The following is an 18,658-nucleotide window of genomic DNA, read 5'->3' on the forward strand; positions in this document are numbered from 1 at the left end:
ATAAATTTACTCAACTGAATTTGGGGATGGTAGCGAATCAACAAATGCACGTGGTCTGACTCCCCGTTAAACTCAATCAGGTTAACCTCCCATTTTCGACAAGTCTCGTTGAAAATTTCATGCAGGCGATCGTGAATTTCCTTGTTAATAACTTGACGGCGGTATTTCGTCACGAAAACGATATGAGCGGTAAGCGTGTAAACAGACCTAAAACCTTTGTCATAAAGGGTTGACATACGAAGCGGCAAGCTGTAAAGTGGTCACGATGATGTTAACCTACTGCTACCGAATTAAGCCAAGCGCCGAGCAAGAAGCCGTAATGCTGCACACCTTAGAGTTGCTGCGCCGTCACTGGAATTACGCTCTGGGTCAGCGCTTGGATTGGCTGCGACGAACTCGCTGCCGTTTAGATCGGTGCAGTTTGGTATCCGAACCCATTGGAGAGATTCCCGAACGAGTTAATTACTACACCCAACAATCGGCGCTTAAGCAAACAAAACAACTGTTTCCAGACTACAAAAACATCTGGGCAGAGGCACAACAGGTTAACCTTCAGCGCTTGAATAAAGCCTGGGAAAGATGGCTCGTTCCCGATAAAACAGGTAAGCGTGGCGGCCGACCTCGATTCAAAAAACCGGGGGAATTGCGCTCCTTTGTCTATCCGCGCATCAACTGTGCGAAAGCAGGCGCTCATCTTCAAAACGGAGTCTTAAAACTCTCAAAAATTGGGGAAATGCCTGTCATTGTCCATCGCCCCCTTCCCGATGGTTTTAAGCTCAAAACTTGCACCATTGTTCGCAAGGCTGACGGCTGGTATTGTTGTATTTCCCTGGATGATAAAACCGTTCCCGAACTCTTACCGTTAGATGAGGTTAAATCTCCCGTTGGTGTTGATGTGGGATTAAAAGAGTTTCTCACGACATCAACGGGAGAAACTGTAGCCATACAACAATCCTACCGCAAAACTCAAAGACATCTGGCACGGCAACAACGGAAGTTAGCTCGCAAACAAAAGGGTTCCAAGAATGCCGAAAAGCAAAAGAATCGCATCGCTCGAATCCATCAACGAGTCGGGCGTATTCGCGTCTGTTTTCACTACAATACGGCGCATCACTTGGTTAAAAACCATGACTTCATTGCCGTAGAAGACTTAAACATCAAGGGACTGGCTCGTACTCGATCGAGCAAATCAGTTTTAGATGCAGCCTGGGGACAGTTTATCACTATCTTGGAAGCAGTGGCGGTCAAACGCGGCATTCAAGTGGTGAAAGTCACGCCTCACGGCACGTCTGTAGACTGCTCGAATTGTGGCGCGAAGGTTCCGAAAACCCTATCAATTCGACTGCATCAATGCCATCGATGTGGCCTGGAAATGGATCGGGATGAAAATGCAGCGCTCAACATTTTAATGAGAGCGTTGAAGGCGGTGGGACTCATCGTCTCTGCCTGTGGAGGTCAAGAGGGTACTCAACCTTTGAAGCAGGAAGCTGAGTGTTGGAGCGGAGTGCAATTGGCTCTGTTTTAACCTTAGAAGCCCCCATTATAGCGCTAGCTTAATGGGGGAGAACGTCACCACATCTCGAATCAATTGCGCCAACCGCTGTGCGCTATCGGGAACGGCCAATCCTGCCATCGCTTTCGTCATGCGATCGAGCTTTTCGGGGGAGTTTAACAGTTCCAAAACCTCAGTTTGCAGCACTTCCGGCGAAATTTCCGCCTGACGGAACATCAACGCCGCCCCAGCTTCGACAAACCCTCGACCGTTGTAAAATTGATGGTCTTCAGCAGCATAGGGAAACGGAATTAAAATCGACGGGGTGTGTGTCATCGCCAGCTCCGTGAGCGTTCCCGAACCCGCGCGACTGACGGCGAGATTTGCCCGTTGCAACAAGCCCGCGACGTTGTCGTAAAAGGGCATGGCAATATATTGAGGGTGTTTCAAACTATCCACATCGGGATCGTACGTTCCAGTGAGATGCACGACCCACGCCCCCACCTCGAACCACGAAGGCGCACACTCGCGGACTAACTGGTTCACCGCTACCGCCCCTTGACTTCCTCCCATGACGACGATTAAGGGAACGTCATCGGGGATCGGGAGATCGAACGACGTGTCTTTTAAAAAATCGGGGCGAACCGGCGTTCCGACACACACTGTTTTAACCTGGGGAAGCGATCGCGCCGCATCTAAAAAGCCGATCGCCACCACGTCACACCAGCGAGAAAACCATTTCGTTACCTTTCCTGGGATCGCGTTCGACTCGTGGAGAACGACGGGAATCTCGAGCGATCGCGCGGCTAAAATGGCAGGAGCGGCAATGTAGCCCCCAGTCGTAAAAACGCCGTCGAACTTTCCTCGTTTCAAAATCTTGCGACAGGCGAACACCGCGTTGACAAAGCGGACTAACACCTTCACCGTTCCCAAACCCAAGCGGGTTTGAAAGCCTTCGACGGGAATTAAATGTAGCGGATAGCGATCGCCGACGAGTTGGGTTTCCATGCGGTGGGGAACGCCCAACCATTCGATGTGATAGTCGCTGAGGCTCTCTGCGGTGGCGAGGGCAGGAAAAACGTGACCTCCCGTTCCACTGGCGGCGACGAGCAGGCGTTTAGAAGAGGCTTCGGGTTCCACGGCGATCGAAACGAACGATGTCGATAGTTCTACGCTATCACGGCGTACGCTGTTTGGAGGAAGACAAGGGGACAAGGAGACACGGAAGAAACAGTCAACTGTATCCACTGTTGACTGCTCACTGTAAAAGGTTGGTGACTGTCTTTACCTTCTCCATCTCTTAACGGCTTCGTTCGGTTAAAGTTAGGATGTGTGACGCGGCCGGAAAAGGTGGCCGACCATCAGCTCAGGTCGGGTTACTGCGCCGCACACCGACGTATCTCACATAAAAAACTCTATGAACGCGAATTCCGCTTTTGTTTCTTCGGCAAACCGTTGTCTCGTTGCCCTGTGCGGTACGATCGCCTCGAGTCTCGTCGGTCTTCCGGCTTGGGCAAACCCTCCCGAAACCGCTCCCCCGGAACTGATGCAACTCCTCGAGGATATCGATGCGGCAGCTAGTGCGGGCGATGTAGATGCGGTGATGGAGTTTTACAGTCGCGACTTCGTTCACGACGACGGGTTGACGCGATCGAGCCTGCGATCGGCTCTGGTTCAATTGTGGGAACGCTTCCCCAGTTTGACTTACGAAACGGAATTGCTCTCGTGGGAAGCCACGAACACCGGCTATGAAGCGCAAACTCGCACGGCGATCGCAGGAACCGAACCCGCACCGCATCGCGAGTACGATCTCAACGCGACGCTACAATCCCGCCAACGCTACGAAAACGGACAGATCGTCTTTCAGGAAGTATTGGCCGAACGCGCGACGCTGACGTCGGGAGACGCCCCGCCAACGGTAACGGTCAATCTTCCCGAGGCGGTGATGCCCGACAGTCGCTACCACTTTGACGCGATCGTAGAAGAACCCCTCGACAACGACTTTTTACTCGGTTCGGCCATCGAACAGGCGGTTTCTGTGGACAACTATCTCGACGACACAGAGTTGGAACTCGAACTGCTGATGGCAGGGGGATTGTTTAAAGTCGGAGAAGCGGCATCTCGTGAAGGGGATTATTGGCTCTCCGGGGCGATCGTGCGTCGGGGTGGAATTACGATCGTCACCCAACGGATGAAGGTGAAAAAGTAACGTCAACCCCGACGAGGCGTCTCGGCCTGGCAACCTCAGACACTTCTTCGTAGAATACAAACAACCATCGAGAGAACGCTCAACGGAGTGCGATCGTGACCGGACGAGAGTTACATCAACTCATTCTCGACAAGTGGGGATGCTCCTACGATTTGCAACTGCGTCGCACGCAGGGAAAAATTTTCGTTCAAGTCATGTGGAAATATCTCGAACAGGCGTCGTTTCCCCTCTCGGCGGAGGAGTACGCCGATCGCCTCGAGAGTATCGCACAATACGTCAACGGATTGGGCGGTACGGAGACGGTACGGACGTATATCACCCAAACCCGCGAACGTCCTCGTTTGGGTAAAGCGGTGAGCATTCCCATCGAACTCGGTGCGCGGGCGTCAGAGTGGACGCTCGAGAATTAATAATCGATCGCGGTGATACCCACGGGAACTCGTCCCGTCCGAAATGTCGTCGAGGCAATGTGAAGTTTTTTTGCTAAGTTGTCAAAGACGTTTTCTCGAACGGGGTGAACTACTCATGTCCAATCCACCCTCGATCGCAGTCGTACTGCGTCGCATTTTTGCCGGACGGTTATCGCGGCGTATCGTGCGCTTTATCCCGATCGTATGGCTGGCATTTGCCTCGATCGCCATTATCGAACCTGGGATGACGCCCCCTGTCGTCGCACAAACTCCGCTTCCGCTTCCGGTGCCAACGCAAGGCGAACTCGAATCGGCTCCCGTGCGACTCAATGGATTGCCGATTTTCGAGGTAGCCTCGAAGCGACCGAGCGAGAGTGAGAACGCGAGCATCCCTCCGATCGAACGGCGGGTGGCAGAAATTGAAAGCGTCCTCAACACCGTTCTCGAACAGGGGTTCGATCCCGAGACGCTGCGCGTCTATACGCAAACCCTCAACAATCAACCGATTATCCTCGTTTCGGACGATCGCGATTTGTCGCCGCGCGTGATAATGACGGTCACGGAGTTAGACGCGGAACTGACGGATACTCCGGTAGAAACCCTGGCCCAGCGTTGGAAAGACAGGCTTCGCGATGCTTTGATCGAGGCGTGGCAGGAACGACAACCTCAAGCCCAACGCCGCCGGACGAAAACGGCGATGGTCATCGCTGCGGTAGTCGCCGTTCTGACGCCAATTTTGTGGTTGTTGCAGCGTCGGTTAAAACATCGATATCGAGAACTCTCGAGTCAGCGACATCCAGAAGATTTACCGTCTCCGGAAGATGAGATCGCCGCAGCCGAATCGCGATCGCCGACTCGGTCGATACAATTTCTCAACGCCTTGATTCCTCAAATCGCCCTCGAACGCCGTATCAGTATTGCGATCTTGCTGCGGCGCGTGTTGCAGTGGTTGCAGGTGGCGCTGGTATTGGGCGGAGCGATCGGGATCTTGTTCCAGTTTCCCGAAACCCGCGCTCAATCCCTCTGGTTGTCGGACGTTCCGCTTCAACTGCTCGGCATTTGGTTGACGGTTAGCATCGCCAACAAAGCCAGCGATATCGCGATCGACGGCTTTTTGCAATCTTGGGTCGAACGACAGTCGATCGATCCGAGCGCCTCTCAACGCTTCGTTTTGCGTGCGCCGACGCTGGCCGCCGCGTTGAAAGGGATGACCAGTTTCATCGCCGGATTTATCGGCGTCCTCTGGTTCCTCGGCTTACAAAAAGTCCCCCTCGACTCGTTGTTAGCTGGGGCGGGGATTTTCGGGGTTGCGTTGACGATCGTATTTCAGAATCTGATTAAAGACCTCATCAACGGTATTCTGATTCTTTGGGAAGATCAGTTTGCTGTCGGCGACGTGATCGATGTGGGGTACGGTGCGGGATTCGTCGAATACATGAACCTCCGCATTACTCGCATTCGCGGTGACGGGGGACGGTTGAGTACGATTCCCAACAGTCAAATTAACGTGGTTCACAACCTCACCAAGGAATGGTCGCGGATCGACTTCCGCATTCGTGTCACCCCGGACACCGATGCGATGCAGGCGATGCAAGTAATGAAAGACACGATCTCTAAGATGCAAGCCGATCCCGATTGGAGCGATCGCATTCTCGATCCGACATTGTTAATCGGCGTCGAACGGGTAGACGAAACGGGTATCGGGATTTTGATGTGGATTAAAACCCAACCCATCGAACAGTGGAACGTAGAACGGGAATATCGCCGTCGCTTGAAGTTAGCCTTCGACGAAGCGGGAATTCGCATCGGTATCCCCCAACAAACCATCGCCCTTCGCGAGAGCGATCGCTCGAACAGTCACCAGCCTTTTACAGTGAACCGCGAGCAGTGAACCGCGAGCAGTGAACAGTGAACAGTGAACAGTGGAGACAGTTGACAGTTTTTTCCTTCTCTCCTGCTTCCCTGCTCCCCTGCTCCCCCTCTCCTCCTCTCCCCCTCTCCCCGGCTTGGCTACACCGACGCTACCGCTTCGTCTTCCGGCGATTCGTCGGGTTCGCTGGCGGTGCTGCTGAGGAACTGGAAGGCTTTGACGATCGCCTTGGCGCAGACGTAGGGAGAGGCTTCGTAAAAGCGACTCCAGGCGGCGGCTTTGTCCTCCTCGTAGCGATCGATCCGTTCGGGATAGCGTTCGTTCCACGCCAAACGCACCGCGTGACCGATCAACACGTCGAGAACGATATAGTCGGTAATTTGAAGATCGGGGTTGCGATCGAATATCGCTTTTAACTCCATCAAAGCTTCGATGGTTAAATATCGGTATTGCGGGGATTGAATTTTGTTGAGCAACCACTCGACGCGCAAGGCGAAGTTTTTCTCTCCCGGTGTCATCTCTGCCAAAATTAACTCGCTATCGAGGCGGTTTCGACTTTCGAGTTTGTCCCCAATGACCAATCCTTTACAGTGTTTCAGAATCGTCCAAACGCCGGGATAGAAATTCTTGGGAACTCGTCCGGCTGCACCGTCCCGCTTGCGTTTCCGCAGCCAATCTTCTGGTTGTCCGTCGCTGTCTTCGGCGGGAAGCACCTGCCAATCGATCGCCTTTCCGAAAGGTTTGACGTGCAAGGATTCCTGTTGTTGCAAGCGGCGATCGAATCCGGTGTATCCGGTAATCGCCTGTCGCAGTCGCGTTTTAATCTCAAACGGACTCAACTGCATTAATTTCCCGTAGGCTTCGTCTTGCGTCACGCCAAATTCGCTGACGATTTCGCTGGCTAACAATAAAATTAAATAGCCGACGCGTAACGTCAACAACCCGTCAAACAGCGTCGGTTCTGCTTGAATGGTAATGCCTAAATAAATCAGAATTTCTTGTGTTAAGACGCGATCGCGAATGTCTTCTCGACAGAAATGGGCGATTTTTTCGATTAACTCTTCGTAAGGCAACGGACTCGTAATCGACGAATCTTCGCTGTACGACTTGCCGATCGCGATGTGTTTTTGACGCACCAAAATGTCAGTAACGGCTTCGGAAAGTCCGATACTCATCTTATTTAACAACGCCGCCGCGTAACGCACCACCGCCCAGTGAACCTGAACTTTGCCGCCATCGACTTTCACGTTGCTGGCGCGATTGTAGAGTTCTTCGAGCAAGTCTGCCACCGTGACTTCTCTGTCGCCACCGAACCCGGTATCGAATTCCAACCCTTCCAAATTCACCAGAGTATGCAGGATTTCGACTTGTTCGTAAATGTTCTCCGAAGGTTGCAACTGCTCTAACAACACCTCTACATCCCGCTCGCATTCTAAGCTAAACTCCTGTGTCGGCGTCAGGGGTTGGCTTTTGGCAGGGTTGTAAATCAGATAGGAACTGCGAACCGTCACCTCTTTCGGGGCGGGTTTGACGAATTCGGCTTCGTGGAGGAAGTTCACCCGTTCGGTTCCCGAAGTCAACATCAACTGGTTGAGGCGTCCGAGGCGAACGGGAGTGTTTTCACATTTACCGTCTCGCAGTTGCAACATCAGGTTTAACAGGGCATCCTGTCCGATTTCCACCAGTTGCCGAGTCAGCATCAACACCATCGTCGGACGCCCCAAGTCGTACCAGTGACGGGAAGTGTAGGCGATTTCGCTTTTGAGTTGCGCGACGAGGAAGTGGTAGTCGAGGGTTAGGTAAAACTGTTTCTGGTTGAGGAACGAGGGCAGAAAGACGATGGTTTCGTCGCGAATGCGGAAAATGCGCGAGGTGGTGAGACTCCGCAATCGCCGAATGGGACGACCGCTTAAATTCAGTTTGTCGTTGCGTCCGATTTGGTGGTAAATCCAAGTCAATTCTTCGGCATAGCGGACTTGAATCGGGTCGATGCGATCGGGGGTTTCGGTGGCGATGCCGTAGGTGGCCAGTTCGGCTTGTAGGTCTTCGTCTTCGCTGAGAAGGGCAATTTGTACGACGGATTGTTGGGTTCCGTGGCGTTGCAAGTGCCGTCCTAGGGGGTCGATATCGCCGAGTTCGATGAAGCCTTCGTCGAGAATTTGTCCCAGCCAGTAAAGGCTTTGCGCCCACACGAGGGGGACGTTTTCGTTGGGGAGGCGTTTTTGGGAATGGGGGTTTTCCCGTTCGGCGTCGATGAGATCTTCGGGGACGTAGTAGAGTTCGGGAAGCAGCTTCCAGCCGTCTTTTTCGACGAGAACGGCGTCCAATTTTTCGCGATATTCTTGGATTCCCTCACGATCGCCCTCGAACAAGCGATCGAGGTATAAGTAGGCAAAGAACAGCGGCCACTCGCACTCGATATGCTCGAATTGCAGCAGTTCGTGAGGTTCGTAGTGCAGTCGGGTACTGTCTTCGATCGCGGTTTGGTGTCCGTCGCGCAGGAACCGTTTGCAGCCGTAGTTGCCTTGCAGTTTTTCGACGATTTTACGGTAGGTGCGATCGCGCAAAGCCCGGTCTTCGACGGCGAAGGCGGGAAATCCGATGACGCTGAGGGTGGCAGCATCGACTTCTTTGGAGTTGGATTCCCGAGGCAGTAAGGCTTCGAGGGTGATGCGGGCCCGGGCGATATCGTCGGGGAGGGCGTGAACGACGGAGTTGCGATCGCCCCGCATCCCAAATAAGTTAATGCCATCGATGGCTTCGAGAGCCGCTTTGGCCATGCCGATGGAACTGGCGTTGAGTTCGGGTTTACCGTGGTTGATTTTGTTGCCCCGTTCCCAGATGCCGTAATCGGGGGTGCGATAGGCGCGTCCGATGTAGTACACCAGGTTCTGCACGAAGTTCACTTCGTCGAGACTGAACACGATGTTGAGTCCCGAGGCGGTCATTTGCGCCAACATCAGCAAAAAGACGGAGGTGGCGTCGATTTGCAGGTGTCCCCATTCGTTATCACCGACGACGATGTGGCCGGTGTTGGTGTCGTATTTGGCGTGGAGGGCGTCGAGGGGGTCTTGGGTATGTTTGAAGCGTTCGACTTTCGCCGCTTGGCGCATCATGGCGCACAGCAAGCCCCGCATGAGTTTGACGGTACTTTGTTCGAGTGCGTAAGCCCGGCTTTGTTGGCTGTCGAGTTTGCGGTACGCCAGGCCGAGACCCCAGACGGCGAGAATGCTGTAGACGTTATCCCGCACCCAGGCGTCGGTGTAGTCGCCGTGGTCGGTGATAGCGGTACTGGCGGGTAAGAGTCCGGTAACGGGATGTTGTTTGGCCAGGATGACGCCTGCGATTCGGGTGTAGAGTCGATCGAGTCGTTGCAGGCGATCGAGTTCGAAGGGGGTCGAAGGGGAAGAAACGGCGGTTGACATTGGGTTCGGTCGAAATGGCTCTGTTTGAGGGTAACGTGCTGAGAAACGAGCGATCGTTGTATCTGTTACCGAGAATCACCGCCGTTTTGTTTCAGTCGTCGTTTGTGATGGGGCGCAGAACTAGGACTGAAAATCGGCGACACCCCCGGTTTCGTTCAGCACGTCTTGCCATTCTAATATAACGGGATACGGAATTTGTAGGATGCGATCGCCCTCTCGCACGGGAAGGGTCAGTTTTAAGGTGCCGCGTTCGGGGAGTTGGTTGACGACGGCGTTGAGTTGGTATTCTCCGATGTTGGGGGCGGGATTTTTTTCGGCGAAGCGATCGGGGGCGGTAAGGGTTTGACCGCGATCGGTCTCGATTTTTAATTCGTCGGGATGGACGAATTCAACGGCATCGGGAAATCCGGCCAACCGTAAGTTTGTGGTTGCGACGATTTCGTTGTCTGTCTGTTTGATGCGTTTGTATAAAATGACTTGCCAAGCGTCTCCTTTGCTATCTTTTAAGGTATGTCTGGCTTGGTAGACCACTTGTCCGGGGGCTTCAGTTTGTTGTTGGATTCTGGCAAACGCCGGAGGTACGTTCGCCGACAGGTTGACGGTGGTAATGGCGAGGAGAAAAACCCCCAGAACCATCAAAGGTTTGAGAACGGATTTGAGAACCTGAAAAACAGATAGCATAAGCGATATTTGTCAAGTGTAATTTACAAAAATTTTAACGCAGAATTGAGGAGAGCGATCGTATTTTTAATAAGGTTTTAATTTTGGGGAACAGGGAACAGGGAACAGGGAACATCCCCATCAGATCCCCGGCATCTTAGAGATGTTGGAAATCTCGCCAGAAACCAAGGACAGAGAGGGTTGATTTGATTAAGCAACAATCATCGCCCCAACCGATACGATCTACTTAAAAATCAAAAAAACCCCAACTATTCCAAAAAGTTAGGGCTTAAAAAATGCAAAATTGCATCGATTATTTAACTAGATTTTGAAATTCGATTCTCCAAAAAATCAAAATTCAAACCTCAATCAAGATAAGGAATAAATACCGAATACATACCTCGCAAATCGCCTACTTCAAAATCGTAAGCTAAATCTTGAGGATACTTTTCTTTCACAAACTTCGGGCGTTCGTTTTTCGCGCCGTGACACGCCAAACAACTGGATTCGACGTTAATTCGACGATAATAACGAGTTCCCGCTTGTCCGTCAATCGTTTCCTCTTGCCAAAATCCTACCAAATTGGGGTTTTTCTCAAACAAATCTAACGCCTCGCTTGCCGTTTCTGTATCCGGGGCGTGGGCGGGATTTCGATATTTTTTGGCAATTTGTTTGACTTGCCACCCGGTTTCTTCTCCGAGTTGTTTCGCCCGCATTCCCACCGGTTTGCAGACTTCTTTCATCGTTTGAAGGGTGGGTTCGGTAGGGCTGTCTTCGATGGTAGACGCCAACCCGGAACGCATTCGATCGATCTGTTCGATTTCGTTTACGGCGTTCGAGAGTTCCGCCGGATCGACTTGTTGGGCGCGAGCGGGGAAACTCCATACAGTGAGGCAGCACAGGGCGAGAGCGAGACTCCACACCCCGCGAACGAGTGCTGTTTTCATGGTGCTTTCGTCCGATAAACTGCAAAGAGCTACCCGACAGACATCAGCTTTAGGGGGTTGTCGGCGTTGTCCGAAATCTTACGTCTGTCGAGTAGTTATTTACATTATAACCATGTAGTTGAATATGTAAAGCAATTGGTGATGGGATGGGGAAAACCCCGTTCCCTATTCCCCGTTCCCCCATCAACTACTTCGTTTCCATCCAGTTGTCTCCAGCGTGGATATCCACAACCAGGGGAACGCTGAGATTTACAGCGGATTCCATCGCCTCTTTAATCTGCGGTTGTAACGTCTCCCACTCCGACTCGGGAAGCTCGAACACCAATTCGTCATGAACTTGCAACAAGAGTTGGGCGTCGTAGTCTCGCAACAAGTCGAACAGCTTCACCATCGCAATTTTAATGATATCGGCACTGGAGCCTTGGATGGGGGCGTTCGCCGCTGCCCGCAACGCTTGGGAATCCGCCAATCCGAGACGTTTGAACTTGTCGAGTTGGATGTCGTCGGGGTTAGAACCTTGCAGTTTTCGCAGACTTCCCGATTCAAAGTTGAAATAGCGACGACGCCCTAAGAGGGTTTCGACATAACTGTGGGCGATCGCTTCTCGTTTCATTTGCTGGAGATACTCGAACACTTTGGCGTAGCGATCGTTATAGCGATCGATAAAGTCTCGCCCTTGGGCGGTACTCACTCCGGCTTCGCGGGCGAACCGTTGCGCTCCCATTCCGTAAATGACGCCGAAATTAATGGTTTTTCCTAACCGTCGTTCGTCCGAAGTAACCTCGTCTTTTTCAAACAATAATTGTGCCGTCAAACGGTGTACGTCTCGGTTGTTTTGATAGGCTTCAATTAACACCGGTTCCTGACTCAAATGTGCCAAAATTCGCAATTCGATTTGAGAGTAGTCGGCAGCGGCGAGAATCCATCCGTCTCGGGGAACAAAGGCTTTACGAATTTGGCGGCTAAACTCCGTGCGAATGGGAATGTTTTGTAAGTTGGGATTCGAGGATGACAAGCGCCCAGTTGCAGTAATGGCTTGGTTGAAATCGGTGTGAATGCGGCAAGAGTCTGGATGTACCAGTTCTGGCAAAGCGTCTACATAGGTGGATTTCAGTTTCGATAAGGTGCGATGTTCGAGGATGCAGTCTACGACGGGATGATCCCCTTGCAGTTTTTCTAAAACAGCGGCGTTGGTGGAATATCCAGTTTTGGTTTTACTGGTTTTTCGCTTGTCGAGTTCTAGGGTTTCAAATAATAACGTACTCAGTTGTTTGGGCGATTTTAAATTAAATTCTTCACCGGCGACTTTATAGGCTTCTCGTTCGATGCTATCGAGTTGAGATTCGAGTTTTTTCGATAAGTCTTTGAGATATTCGACATCGATGCAAATTCCCGAATACTCCATCTCTGCTAAGACGGGTTCGAGGGGAAGTTCCACGTCGTTATAGAGTTTCTGCAACTTGGGAACTTCGGCGAGTTGTTGACGCAGGAGGGGAACGAGGCGATACGTGACGTGAACGTCGGTTCCGCAGTAGTTGGTGACGAGAGGAATGGCTATTTCGCCGATGGTTTTCCCTTTGGGAACGAGTTCTTTATAACTTTGGGCGGTGATGTCGAGGTGGCGAAGTCCCAAATCGCTGAGGTTGTGGGTGGTTTCGGGATCGAGAACGTAACTCGCCAGCATGGTATCGAATACCACGCCTTTGAGATCGATTCCTTGGCTTCGTAAGACGAGGCGATCGTACTTGGCGTTTTGTAAGGCTTTGGGGTATTCGTCGCTTTCGAGAATCGGGCGCAACGCTTCTAAGACGGTGGTTTTGTCGAGTTGCGTTCCGCGAGTATGTCCGACGGGAATGTAGGCGATCGCATCGGCGGCGTCTCCCCAGCAGCAGCCCAATCCGACTAATTCGGCGTCGATGGGTTTGGTACTGCTGGTTTCGGTATCCCAAGCGACGGGGGTTTCGGGGTGGGTGTGGCGTTGGAGGCGATCGATCAGCGCTTGCAGCTTCTCTTCGGTATCGATAATCTCTGGGGTAATGTCGGAGTTTTGCGGCTGTTGGCTGTTGGCGGTGTCTTCGGGGCTGAAAAACCAAGTATCTTCGTCTTCAGCTTCGGCGGGGGCGTCGGCTGCGGGTTGGGTTCCCCCGAGTTGGGTTTGGAGGTGGTGGAGGTTGTCGAGGAGGGATTTCAACTCCAGTTTTTCGAGGATGGGGCGCACCTCGGCGGTGTCGAAGCCTTGGAGTTGGTAGGCGTTCCAGTCGATGTCGAGGGGAACCTCGCACTCGATGCGAACCATGAACTGGGTGTGATAGGCTTCCTCTTTTCCGGTTTCGAGGCGTTTTTTCTGGGCGCCTCGGATCTCGTCGATCGCGTTGTAGATTCCGTCGAGGGAGTGGTAGGCGTCGATGAGTTTGACGGCGGTTTTTTCGCCGATTCCTTTGACGCCGGGAAGGTTATCGGAACTGTCGCCGCAGAGGGCTTTGAAATCCACGACTTCGGCGGGAGAGACGCCGAGTTTGTCTTTGACTTGGGCTTCGTGGTACTCGACGGGTTGGGCGTTGCGCCCTTTTCCGTAGCCGCCGGGAAGGTGCAAGACGCTGACGTGGCGTGCGTCGTTGACGAGTTGGAATAAGTCGCGATCGCCGCTAAGGATTTTGACGGTAAAGTGGCGATCGCTGGCGTGGCGGGTGAGGGTTCCGAGGATGTCGTCGGCTTCGTAACCGGGGGCGGTGAGAATGGGGAAGTTGAAGGCGTCGAGGAGGGTTTTGAGGTTTTCGACGTCGGGAATGAAATCTTCTGGCGTTTCGGCGCGGTTGGCTTTATAATTCGCGTCGGCTTCGTGGCGAAAGGTGGCTTCGCGGGTGTCGAAGGCGATGGCGACGTAATCGGGGTGGTGGCTGGCGATGGTGTCGAGAAGCGATCGCACGAAGCCGAAACAGACGCTCGTGGGAATACCGCCAGACGTACGCAATCCGCCCTCGCGACTTTTGGCGAAGGCGTAATAGGCGCGATAGGCGAGGGAATGACCGTCTACGAGTAAAACGGTAGGGGAAGCGGACACGTCGAGTCTCCCAAAGCGTCGTTATCTGTTCGTTATTGTACGCTTTTTCGGGAGGTGACGGGAGCGAGGCTAGGGTTGGGCGGGAGATTCGCTCGAGGGCATCTCGGGGGTGGAGGTGGAGCGATCGAACGACGACGAACCGGTTGCCACCATCGCTATTAAAGATAAAACTAAAATTGCCCAAGCCCCGTAAAGTAAGAAGCGCTCTTTGGTACGCTTGCGGGTGGGCGATGGAGAGAAGGTTGCCGGTGCGTTGTGAGGTTTGGGTGAGGCTTTAAGGGGAGATGGAGATTTCAACATACAAGAGACGGTTGGGCAATCCATAGTGTTGAACGAGTCGAGTGGTTCGGCGATCGCGCTTTATCGCTAGTGATTATTATGCGGTTGTCGTCTGAAGAAACTCGACGATCGATGTCGCCCCTGATGGTGAGGCTCACCCCTTCGGCCGGTGAGTCCAGTATCGATTTTAGGTGAGAAGGTCGGTCTTTTGGGGCGATCGATATCACTGACCCCTGACAGTCTGTCTTCTGAATCGGTGAACTCTAGGTGGTATAACAGTTTGGATGAGAGACCGTTGAGGGACAGAGACCGAAGATGAACGATCGCAAGGTTTGGCGGAGACTGATGCAGTGCGTCGCGATTGTCGCGATGGTGGTGTTGGGGTGGACGGGCTGTCCCGCGACGGCGCGGGCGCGAGACAATACAGTAGACTATACGCTGACTGACTTGCGCTATCGGGATTTTGCCCGAGCCGATCTCGAAGGGACTTCTTTCGCTGGGGCGAACATGAAAGGGGCAAACTTCCAAGAGGCGAACCTCCACGGTACGATTTTGACGAAGGGTAGCTTTTTTGAGGCGGATTTAACCGGAGTCGATTTATCGGAATCTTTTGCCGATCGCGTGGTGTTCGATCGCGCCAATCTCTCCAACGCGATTTTTACCGATGCGATCGCCAGCAGCAGCACGTTTATCGAAGCAGACATTACCGGGGCGGATTTCTCGGGAACGATACTCGATCGCTATCAAGTTTCTCTGATGTGCGATCGGGCTGACGGCATCAATTCCGTTACCGGCGTAGCTACTCGCGACAGCTTGGGATGTCGTTAATCTCTTCTCCCGATTCAATTAATCCGAGGAGTCACCTCCCCGACTCGTCTTCAAAGCCAGAACGGAAGACTTTCACCTCATCTGGCTTCTCAATAGCTTGGCTTCGATCGAACTGGGGTGAAATCCGATTAGAAAACAGTCTTGTATATTTTTCAGAACTCGATCTGAAGAAATTTTATTAGCCCAAGGTCTACAATATGTAGAATGAGATCGAACTCGAGTAGCCGATATCAAAACTCGATTTAACGAACAGATTTAAAAATGACTTTTTCATCACAAAAAAATCGCTGGACGGTTTCAGATCTACAGTTATTTGACGACCCCAGAAATCAATACGAAATTATTGATGGAGAACTGCTCGTGACTCGCGCTCCTCATTGGAAACATCAGGAAATTGTGGGAAACGTCTATGCTGCGTTAAAAGCCTGGTGTCGAGAAACGGGTTTGGGACGAGCGGCGATCGCACCGGGAATTATTTTTTCGGAAACCGATAGTGTGATTCCTGATGTGGTGTGGATTCGTCAAGAACGGCTCGACAATTCTTTAGATGAATCGGGACATTTAACCACATCTCCCGATTTAGTGGTGGAAGTCGTGTCTAAATCCCAGCGCGATCGCCAACGAGACTACGAACTGAAGCTGAAACTCTATTCGGCGGAGGGAGTTTTAGAATACTGGATTCTCGATCGACAGTTACAAGAGTTGAAAGTGTATCGTCGTGACGAGTCGGTGTTGAAACTGGCGGCGACGTTATTTCCGTCTGACGCGCTTACAAGTCCGCAACTTCCCGGTTTTCGCTGTCTGGTTTCAGAATTATTTGATTAAAATTGTAGGTTGGCTTGAGGAACGAAACCCAACGTCTCACCAGCAACATTCAAACAGAATCCTAGAACAGTTGCGTCAAAAACACCTTTCCAGCCTTTTCGAGATCGCCGTCGATCGTAAATATTAAAGTCCGAACCCGCGTCTCGCGATCGATATAATTTTTGTAGGGATAGCGTAGCGGTTCGGGATAAATCAACACCGCCTCGCGACAGTGTTGGGTTCTCGCGTAAGAGTGGATTTGTGCGAGATCGTCAGAAGACGGTTTTTGGGGAACTTTATATTTTGTATCGAGGACGTATCGAACCTCGTGCGTGTGTCGATCGTAGATGACTAAATCGATTTTATAGACAAATTTTTCATTATCATCGAGATGGTGTTTTTTCTGAGATTCGACGCGTAAATTGTCATTATACTTGGGAACGTGCAACCGCAACCACTCCGCAACGAACTTTTCGTAAAGTTGCGCCATGTTGACGAGAAACGGGAACGTGAGGCGATCGCCCGATCGCGTATTGGGAACAGTATTTTCAAGGAAGAAGCGACAGAGGGAATGAAGCAACTGATAATCCGAGTTGAGGCGATGGTATGATCGCCCCATGCAATCCTTGGCCTCAAACGGTTGTAGCGTGACGTGGTGACTGAAGGTTTTGTAGGCTTTGCGGACGATCGAACCGTTACCGGAAACGTCGCACAAACCACTCCGAACCACGAGATATAGCGTCCAGGCGACGAGTTGATTTTCGGGAACGTCAGCGGTGAGATAGGGATAATCGCACGTGACGCGAGGTTCCCAGGGGCGTTTGAGGGTGTCGCGAAGATCGAGTTTTCCTCGAACCACGGTGAGGCGATCGCGTTGGTTGAGATAGGTTCGATAGAGTCCCCGACGGAAGAGATCGAGGCTATGTCGTGCGAGAATTGTGGCGAGTTGGCTGTAAAACTGCTGGAAGTTATCGCACTGGGTAACGCCCTCGAGTAGCTGAAAGCTGTTGAGTTTGTACGCATATTCCCACATTCCGAAGATGTTCGCGACACTGACTTTCGGTTGTAGGTGTAAATGAAGATCGCGAGTTAAGGGAATATGTCCGACGTAACCTTTCGCGGTGAGTTTCCAGCGATGCTGGGTGATGTAAGACGGTGGCGTGACTTCGATTTGCTTGCGGTAGCGGGTATAAAGTAAGGCTTCGCTGGCGGAATCGATATCGTCTCGATCGAAAAAACAGGATTGATACTCGGTTATATTGATATCGCGGCGAGTCATGGGGTTTCCGAGTTAGCGATTCCGATGCGATCTTTCACTTTTTCCCAGCGAAACTCCTCAACGCGATCGGGATTGTCGAAAAAGTGTTCCTCAAGATAGGGTTCGATTTCCATTTCCCAGATATCGGCGATGTCGTCTTCTAGGGTTTCAGTGAGGAAGTAGGAAATTCCCAGTTCGTAGTTGCGATCTCCGATAGCTTGATTGATATCCTGTAAAACCTCGACTAAGCCTTCTACATCACAGCCCGTTTCGTGGTAATCGTGATATTGGCGCACGACATCGTAATTTGGATCGATGCGGATAAATGCGAAGCGGCGGCGAAGGGCGTGGTCGATGAGAGCGATCGAGCGATCGGCGGTGTTCATCGTTCCGATAATCCGCACGTTTTCGGGAATACTAAAGGGTTTGTCACTTCCGGCGAGTTTAATTTCGGCATCTCGATATTCTAGTAAGTACATCAATTCGCCAAAAACGTGGGAAAGATTAGCGCGATTTATTTCATCAATTATTAAAACGCAAATTTCATCTGTTTTTCGTGCTTTTTCACAAAAATTCAGAAAACGACCGGACACAAGTTTATAACTTAATCCACCTTCTTTATTGGTAACAGGTCGAATTCCTTGCACAAAGTCTTCATACGTATAAGCAGGATGAAATTGTATAATTTCAATATTTTCGGTATTGTAATTTACCAAAGAGTTTGCTAGCTCAGCCGCTAGATAACTTTTTCCAGTTCCTGGAGAACCACATAAAATTACTTGCTTTTTACGAGATACTGCCTTTTTCCAAGACTTCAATTTACTGGGTTTAAAACTTTTTAATCCAGAAGATTTAGAAATTTCAGCATTGAAGGATTTTATTCTTTGAGGAAAAACCCATATCTCTTGATTTAGCTTGGAATAGCTCGGCAATAATTTTAATTTAATTTTTCCGTTATTCCGATCTCTTTCAATAACTCTGCCAACTGAACCGATACCTATCCCGGCTTGTTTTTGAGTTAATTCAACCCAAGTTCCATCTGAAAATTGTTGATATAGCTTATCTTTTAAAGATTCATATTGATCGATAACCACTCTAACAGTTGCTTCCGTTACTCCTGCTTTTTTAGATATTTGAACGTTGCTATACTCATCAGGGTAATTCCCTTTTGGGAATTTTTCTCTCCTCTCTATGACTAATTCTATTATTTTTTTGTTCCTTTCTTCTTTGTTTGTTTTTTTGTTCATTTACCAAAAAATTAAAATGTCTATTTAATTAGGGCTTGCTGAAAAGAAGTGAAAAGCTTACGACGTAAGGCTTAGAGGAGTCTTGACATGGCTTCGAGAACCCGAAAAAGAGGTAAAATTGGAAATTCCTGTGCATCCGGCAAGAAAAAATGTATCAAAAATCACAAA

The 18,658-nt window shown here is 51.1% G+C and carries 15 protein-coding genes; 6 read left to right on the forward strand and 9 right to left on the reverse strand.

Features of this window, described 5'->3' with window-relative positions; translation table 11 throughout:
• On the reverse strand, positions 1 to 236 hold a 236-nt coding region (tnpA, locus tag POG22_RS11910; protein WP_498905453.1), incomplete at its 3' end, for an IS200/IS605 family transposase.
• Positions 237 to 265: 29 nt separating this feature from the next.
• On the opposite strand from tnpA, the gene POG22_RS11915 reads away from it, so the two are divergent.
• Positions 266 to 1,525 (forward strand): RNA-guided endonuclease InsQ/TnpB family protein, encoded by a 1,260-nt coding sequence (locus POG22_RS11915; protein ID WP_498905454.1) that lies wholly within the window; start codon positions 266 to 268, stop codon positions 1,523 to 1,525.
• A gap of 15 nt (positions 1,526 to 1,540) precedes the next feature.
• On the opposite strand, the gene murG is transcribed toward POG22_RS11915, so the two are convergent.
• Positions 1,541 to 2,632, reverse strand: a complete 1,092-nt coding sequence (gene murG, locus POG22_RS11920) for an undecaprenyldiphospho-muramoylpentapeptide beta-N-acetylglucosaminyltransferase (protein WP_498905455.1) — start codon at positions 2,630 to 2,632, stop codon at positions 1,541 to 1,543.
• A gap of 277 nt (positions 2,633 to 2,909) precedes the next feature.
• Between murG and POG22_RS11925 the strand changes: the two genes are divergently transcribed.
• The 3 genes from POG22_RS11925 to POG22_RS11935 all read left to right on the forward strand — a co-directional run bounded on the left by POG22_RS11925 (position 2,910) and on the right by POG22_RS11935 (position 6,002).
• On the forward strand, positions 2,910 to 3,701 hold the full coding sequence (locus POG22_RS11925; RefSeq protein ID WP_498905456.1) for a nuclear transport factor 2 family protein: 792 nt from the start codon (positions 2,910 to 2,912) through the stop codon (positions 3,699 to 3,701).
• Between the two features lie 95 nt (positions 3,702 to 3,796).
• Positions 3,797 to 4,111: a DUF3067 family protein gene (locus POG22_RS11930; protein ID WP_017660341.1), complete on the forward strand. Its 315-nt coding sequence runs from the start codon at positions 3,797 to 3,799 to the stop codon at positions 4,109 to 4,111.
• Between the two features lie 115 nt (positions 4,112 to 4,226).
• Positions 4,227 to 6,002, forward strand: a complete 1,776-nt coding sequence (locus POG22_RS11935) for a mechanosensitive ion channel family protein (RefSeq protein WP_498905457.1) — start codon at positions 4,227 to 4,229, stop codon at positions 6,000 to 6,002.
• A 119-nt stretch (positions 6,003 to 6,121) separates the two neighbouring features.
• Here the strand turns inward: POG22_RS11935 and POG22_RS11940 are convergent, their stop codons facing one another.
• The 5 genes from POG22_RS11940 to POG22_RS11960 form a co-directional block, all read right to left on the reverse strand.
• On the reverse strand, positions 6,122 to 9,406 hold the full coding sequence (locus POG22_RS11940) for a glycoside hydrolase family 15 protein (protein ID WP_063716051.1): 3,285 nt from the start codon (positions 9,404 to 9,406) through the stop codon (positions 6,122 to 6,124).
• Between the two features lie 120 nt (positions 9,407 to 9,526).
• Positions 9,527 to 10,087 carry a DUF3122 domain-containing protein gene (locus tag POG22_RS11945; RefSeq protein WP_498905459.1) on the reverse strand — a complete coding sequence of 187 codons (561 nt, stop codon included), beginning with the start codon at positions 10,085 to 10,087 and terminating at the stop codon, positions 9,527 to 9,529.
• 344 nt (positions 10,088 to 10,431) lie between these two features.
• Positions 10,432 to 11,013, reverse strand: coding sequence for a Tll0287-like domain-containing protein (locus tag POG22_RS11950; protein ID WP_498905461.1), 582 nt, complete (start codon positions 11,011 to 11,013; stop codon positions 10,432 to 10,434).
• 187 nt (positions 11,014 to 11,200) lie between these two features.
• Entirely contained in the window at positions 11,201 to 14,074 is a 2,874-nt protein-coding gene (gene polA / locus POG22_RS11955) for a DNA polymerase I (protein ID WP_498905463.1), read from the reverse strand.
• A gap of 69 nt (positions 14,075 to 14,143) precedes the next feature.
• The gene (locus POG22_RS11960; protein WP_498905464.1) at positions 14,144 to 14,398 is read right to left on the reverse strand and encodes a hypothetical protein; all 255 of its coding nucleotides are present in this window, start codon (positions 14,396 to 14,398) and stop codon (positions 14,144 to 14,146) included.
• A gap of 324 nt (positions 14,399 to 14,722) precedes the next feature.
• On the opposite strand from POG22_RS11960, the gene POG22_RS11965 reads away from it, so the two are divergent.
• Together POG22_RS11965 and POG22_RS11970 are read left to right on the forward strand one after the other, a co-directional pair.
• Entirely contained in the window at positions 14,723 to 15,181 is a 459-nt protein-coding gene (locus POG22_RS11965) for a pentapeptide repeat-containing protein (protein WP_498905470.1), read from the forward strand.
• A 261-nt stretch (positions 15,182 to 15,442) separates the two neighbouring features.
• A complete protein-coding gene (locus tag POG22_RS11970; protein ID WP_498905466.1) occupies positions 15,443 to 16,006 on the forward strand; it encodes a Uma2 family endonuclease in 564 nt (187 codons plus the stop codon).
• Between the two features lie 61 nt (positions 16,007 to 16,067).
• Here POG22_RS11970 and POG22_RS11975 read toward each other — a convergent pair whose 3' ends face one another.
• Together POG22_RS11975 and POG22_RS11980 are read right to left on the reverse strand one after the other, a co-directional pair.
• On the reverse strand, positions 16,068 to 17,264 hold the full coding sequence (locus tag POG22_RS11975; protein ID WP_498905467.1) for an McrC family protein: 1,197 nt from the start codon (positions 17,262 to 17,264) through the stop codon (positions 16,068 to 16,070).
• Positions 17,261 to 18,490 carry an McrB family protein gene (locus POG22_RS11980; RefSeq protein WP_498905469.1) on the reverse strand — a complete coding sequence of 410 codons (1,230 nt, stop codon included), beginning with the start codon at positions 18,488 to 18,490 and terminating at the stop codon, positions 17,261 to 17,263. Before POG22_RS11980 ends, POG22_RS11975 begins: the two co-directional genes overlap by 4 nt.
• Positions 18,491 to 18,658 lie beyond the last annotated feature (168 nt).

It is taken from the genome of Geitlerinema sp. CS-897, from assembly GCF_028368005.1.
Lineage (GTDB): Bacteria > Cyanobacteriota > Cyanobacteriia > Cyanobacteriales > Geitlerinemataceae > Baaleninema > Baaleninema simplex.

Excerpts from the sequence above, each read along its gene's own strand:
- POG22_RS11915 (WP_498905454.1), top strand. The coding sequence starts at position 266 with ATGATGTTAACCTACTGCTACCGAATTAAGCCAAGCGCCGAGCAAGAA.
- POG22_RS11925 (WP_498905456.1), top strand. The coding sequence starts at position 2,910 with ATGAACGCGAATTCCGCTTTTGTTTCTTCGGCAAACCGTTGTCTCGTT.
- POG22_RS11935 (WP_498905457.1), top strand. The coding sequence starts at position 4,227 with ATGTCCAATCCACCCTCGATCGCAGTCGTACTGCGTCGCATTTTTGCC.
- POG22_RS11940 (WP_063716051.1), bottom strand. The coding sequence starts at position 9,406 with ATGTCAACCGCCGTTTCTTCCCCTTCGACCCCCTTCGAACTCGATCGC.
- POG22_RS11945 (WP_498905459.1), bottom strand. The coding sequence starts at position 10,087 with ATGCTATCTGTTTTTCAGGTTCTCAAATCCGTTCTCAAACCTTTGATG.
- POG22_RS11950 (WP_498905461.1), bottom strand. The coding sequence starts at position 11,013 with ATGAAAACAGCACTCGTTCGCGGGGTGTGGAGTCTCGCTCTCGCCCTG.
- POG22_RS11960 (WP_498905464.1), bottom strand. The coding sequence starts at position 14,398 with ATGGATTGCCCAACCGTCTCTTGTATGTTGAAATCTCCATCTCCCCTT.
- POG22_RS11965 (WP_498905470.1), top strand. The coding sequence starts at position 14,723 with ATGGTGGTGTTGGGGTGGACGGGCTGTCCCGCGACGGCGCGGGCGCGA.
- POG22_RS11970 (WP_498905466.1), top strand. The coding sequence starts at position 15,443 with ATGACTTTTTCATCACAAAAAAATCGCTGGACGGTTTCAGATCTACAG.
- POG22_RS11975 (WP_498905467.1), bottom strand. The coding sequence starts at position 17,264 with ATGACTCGCCGCGATATCAATATAACCGAGTATCAATCCTGTTTTTTC.
- POG22_RS11980 (WP_498905469.1), bottom strand. The coding sequence starts at position 18,490 with ATGAACAAAAAAACAAACAAAGAAGAAAGGAACAAAAAAATAATAGAA.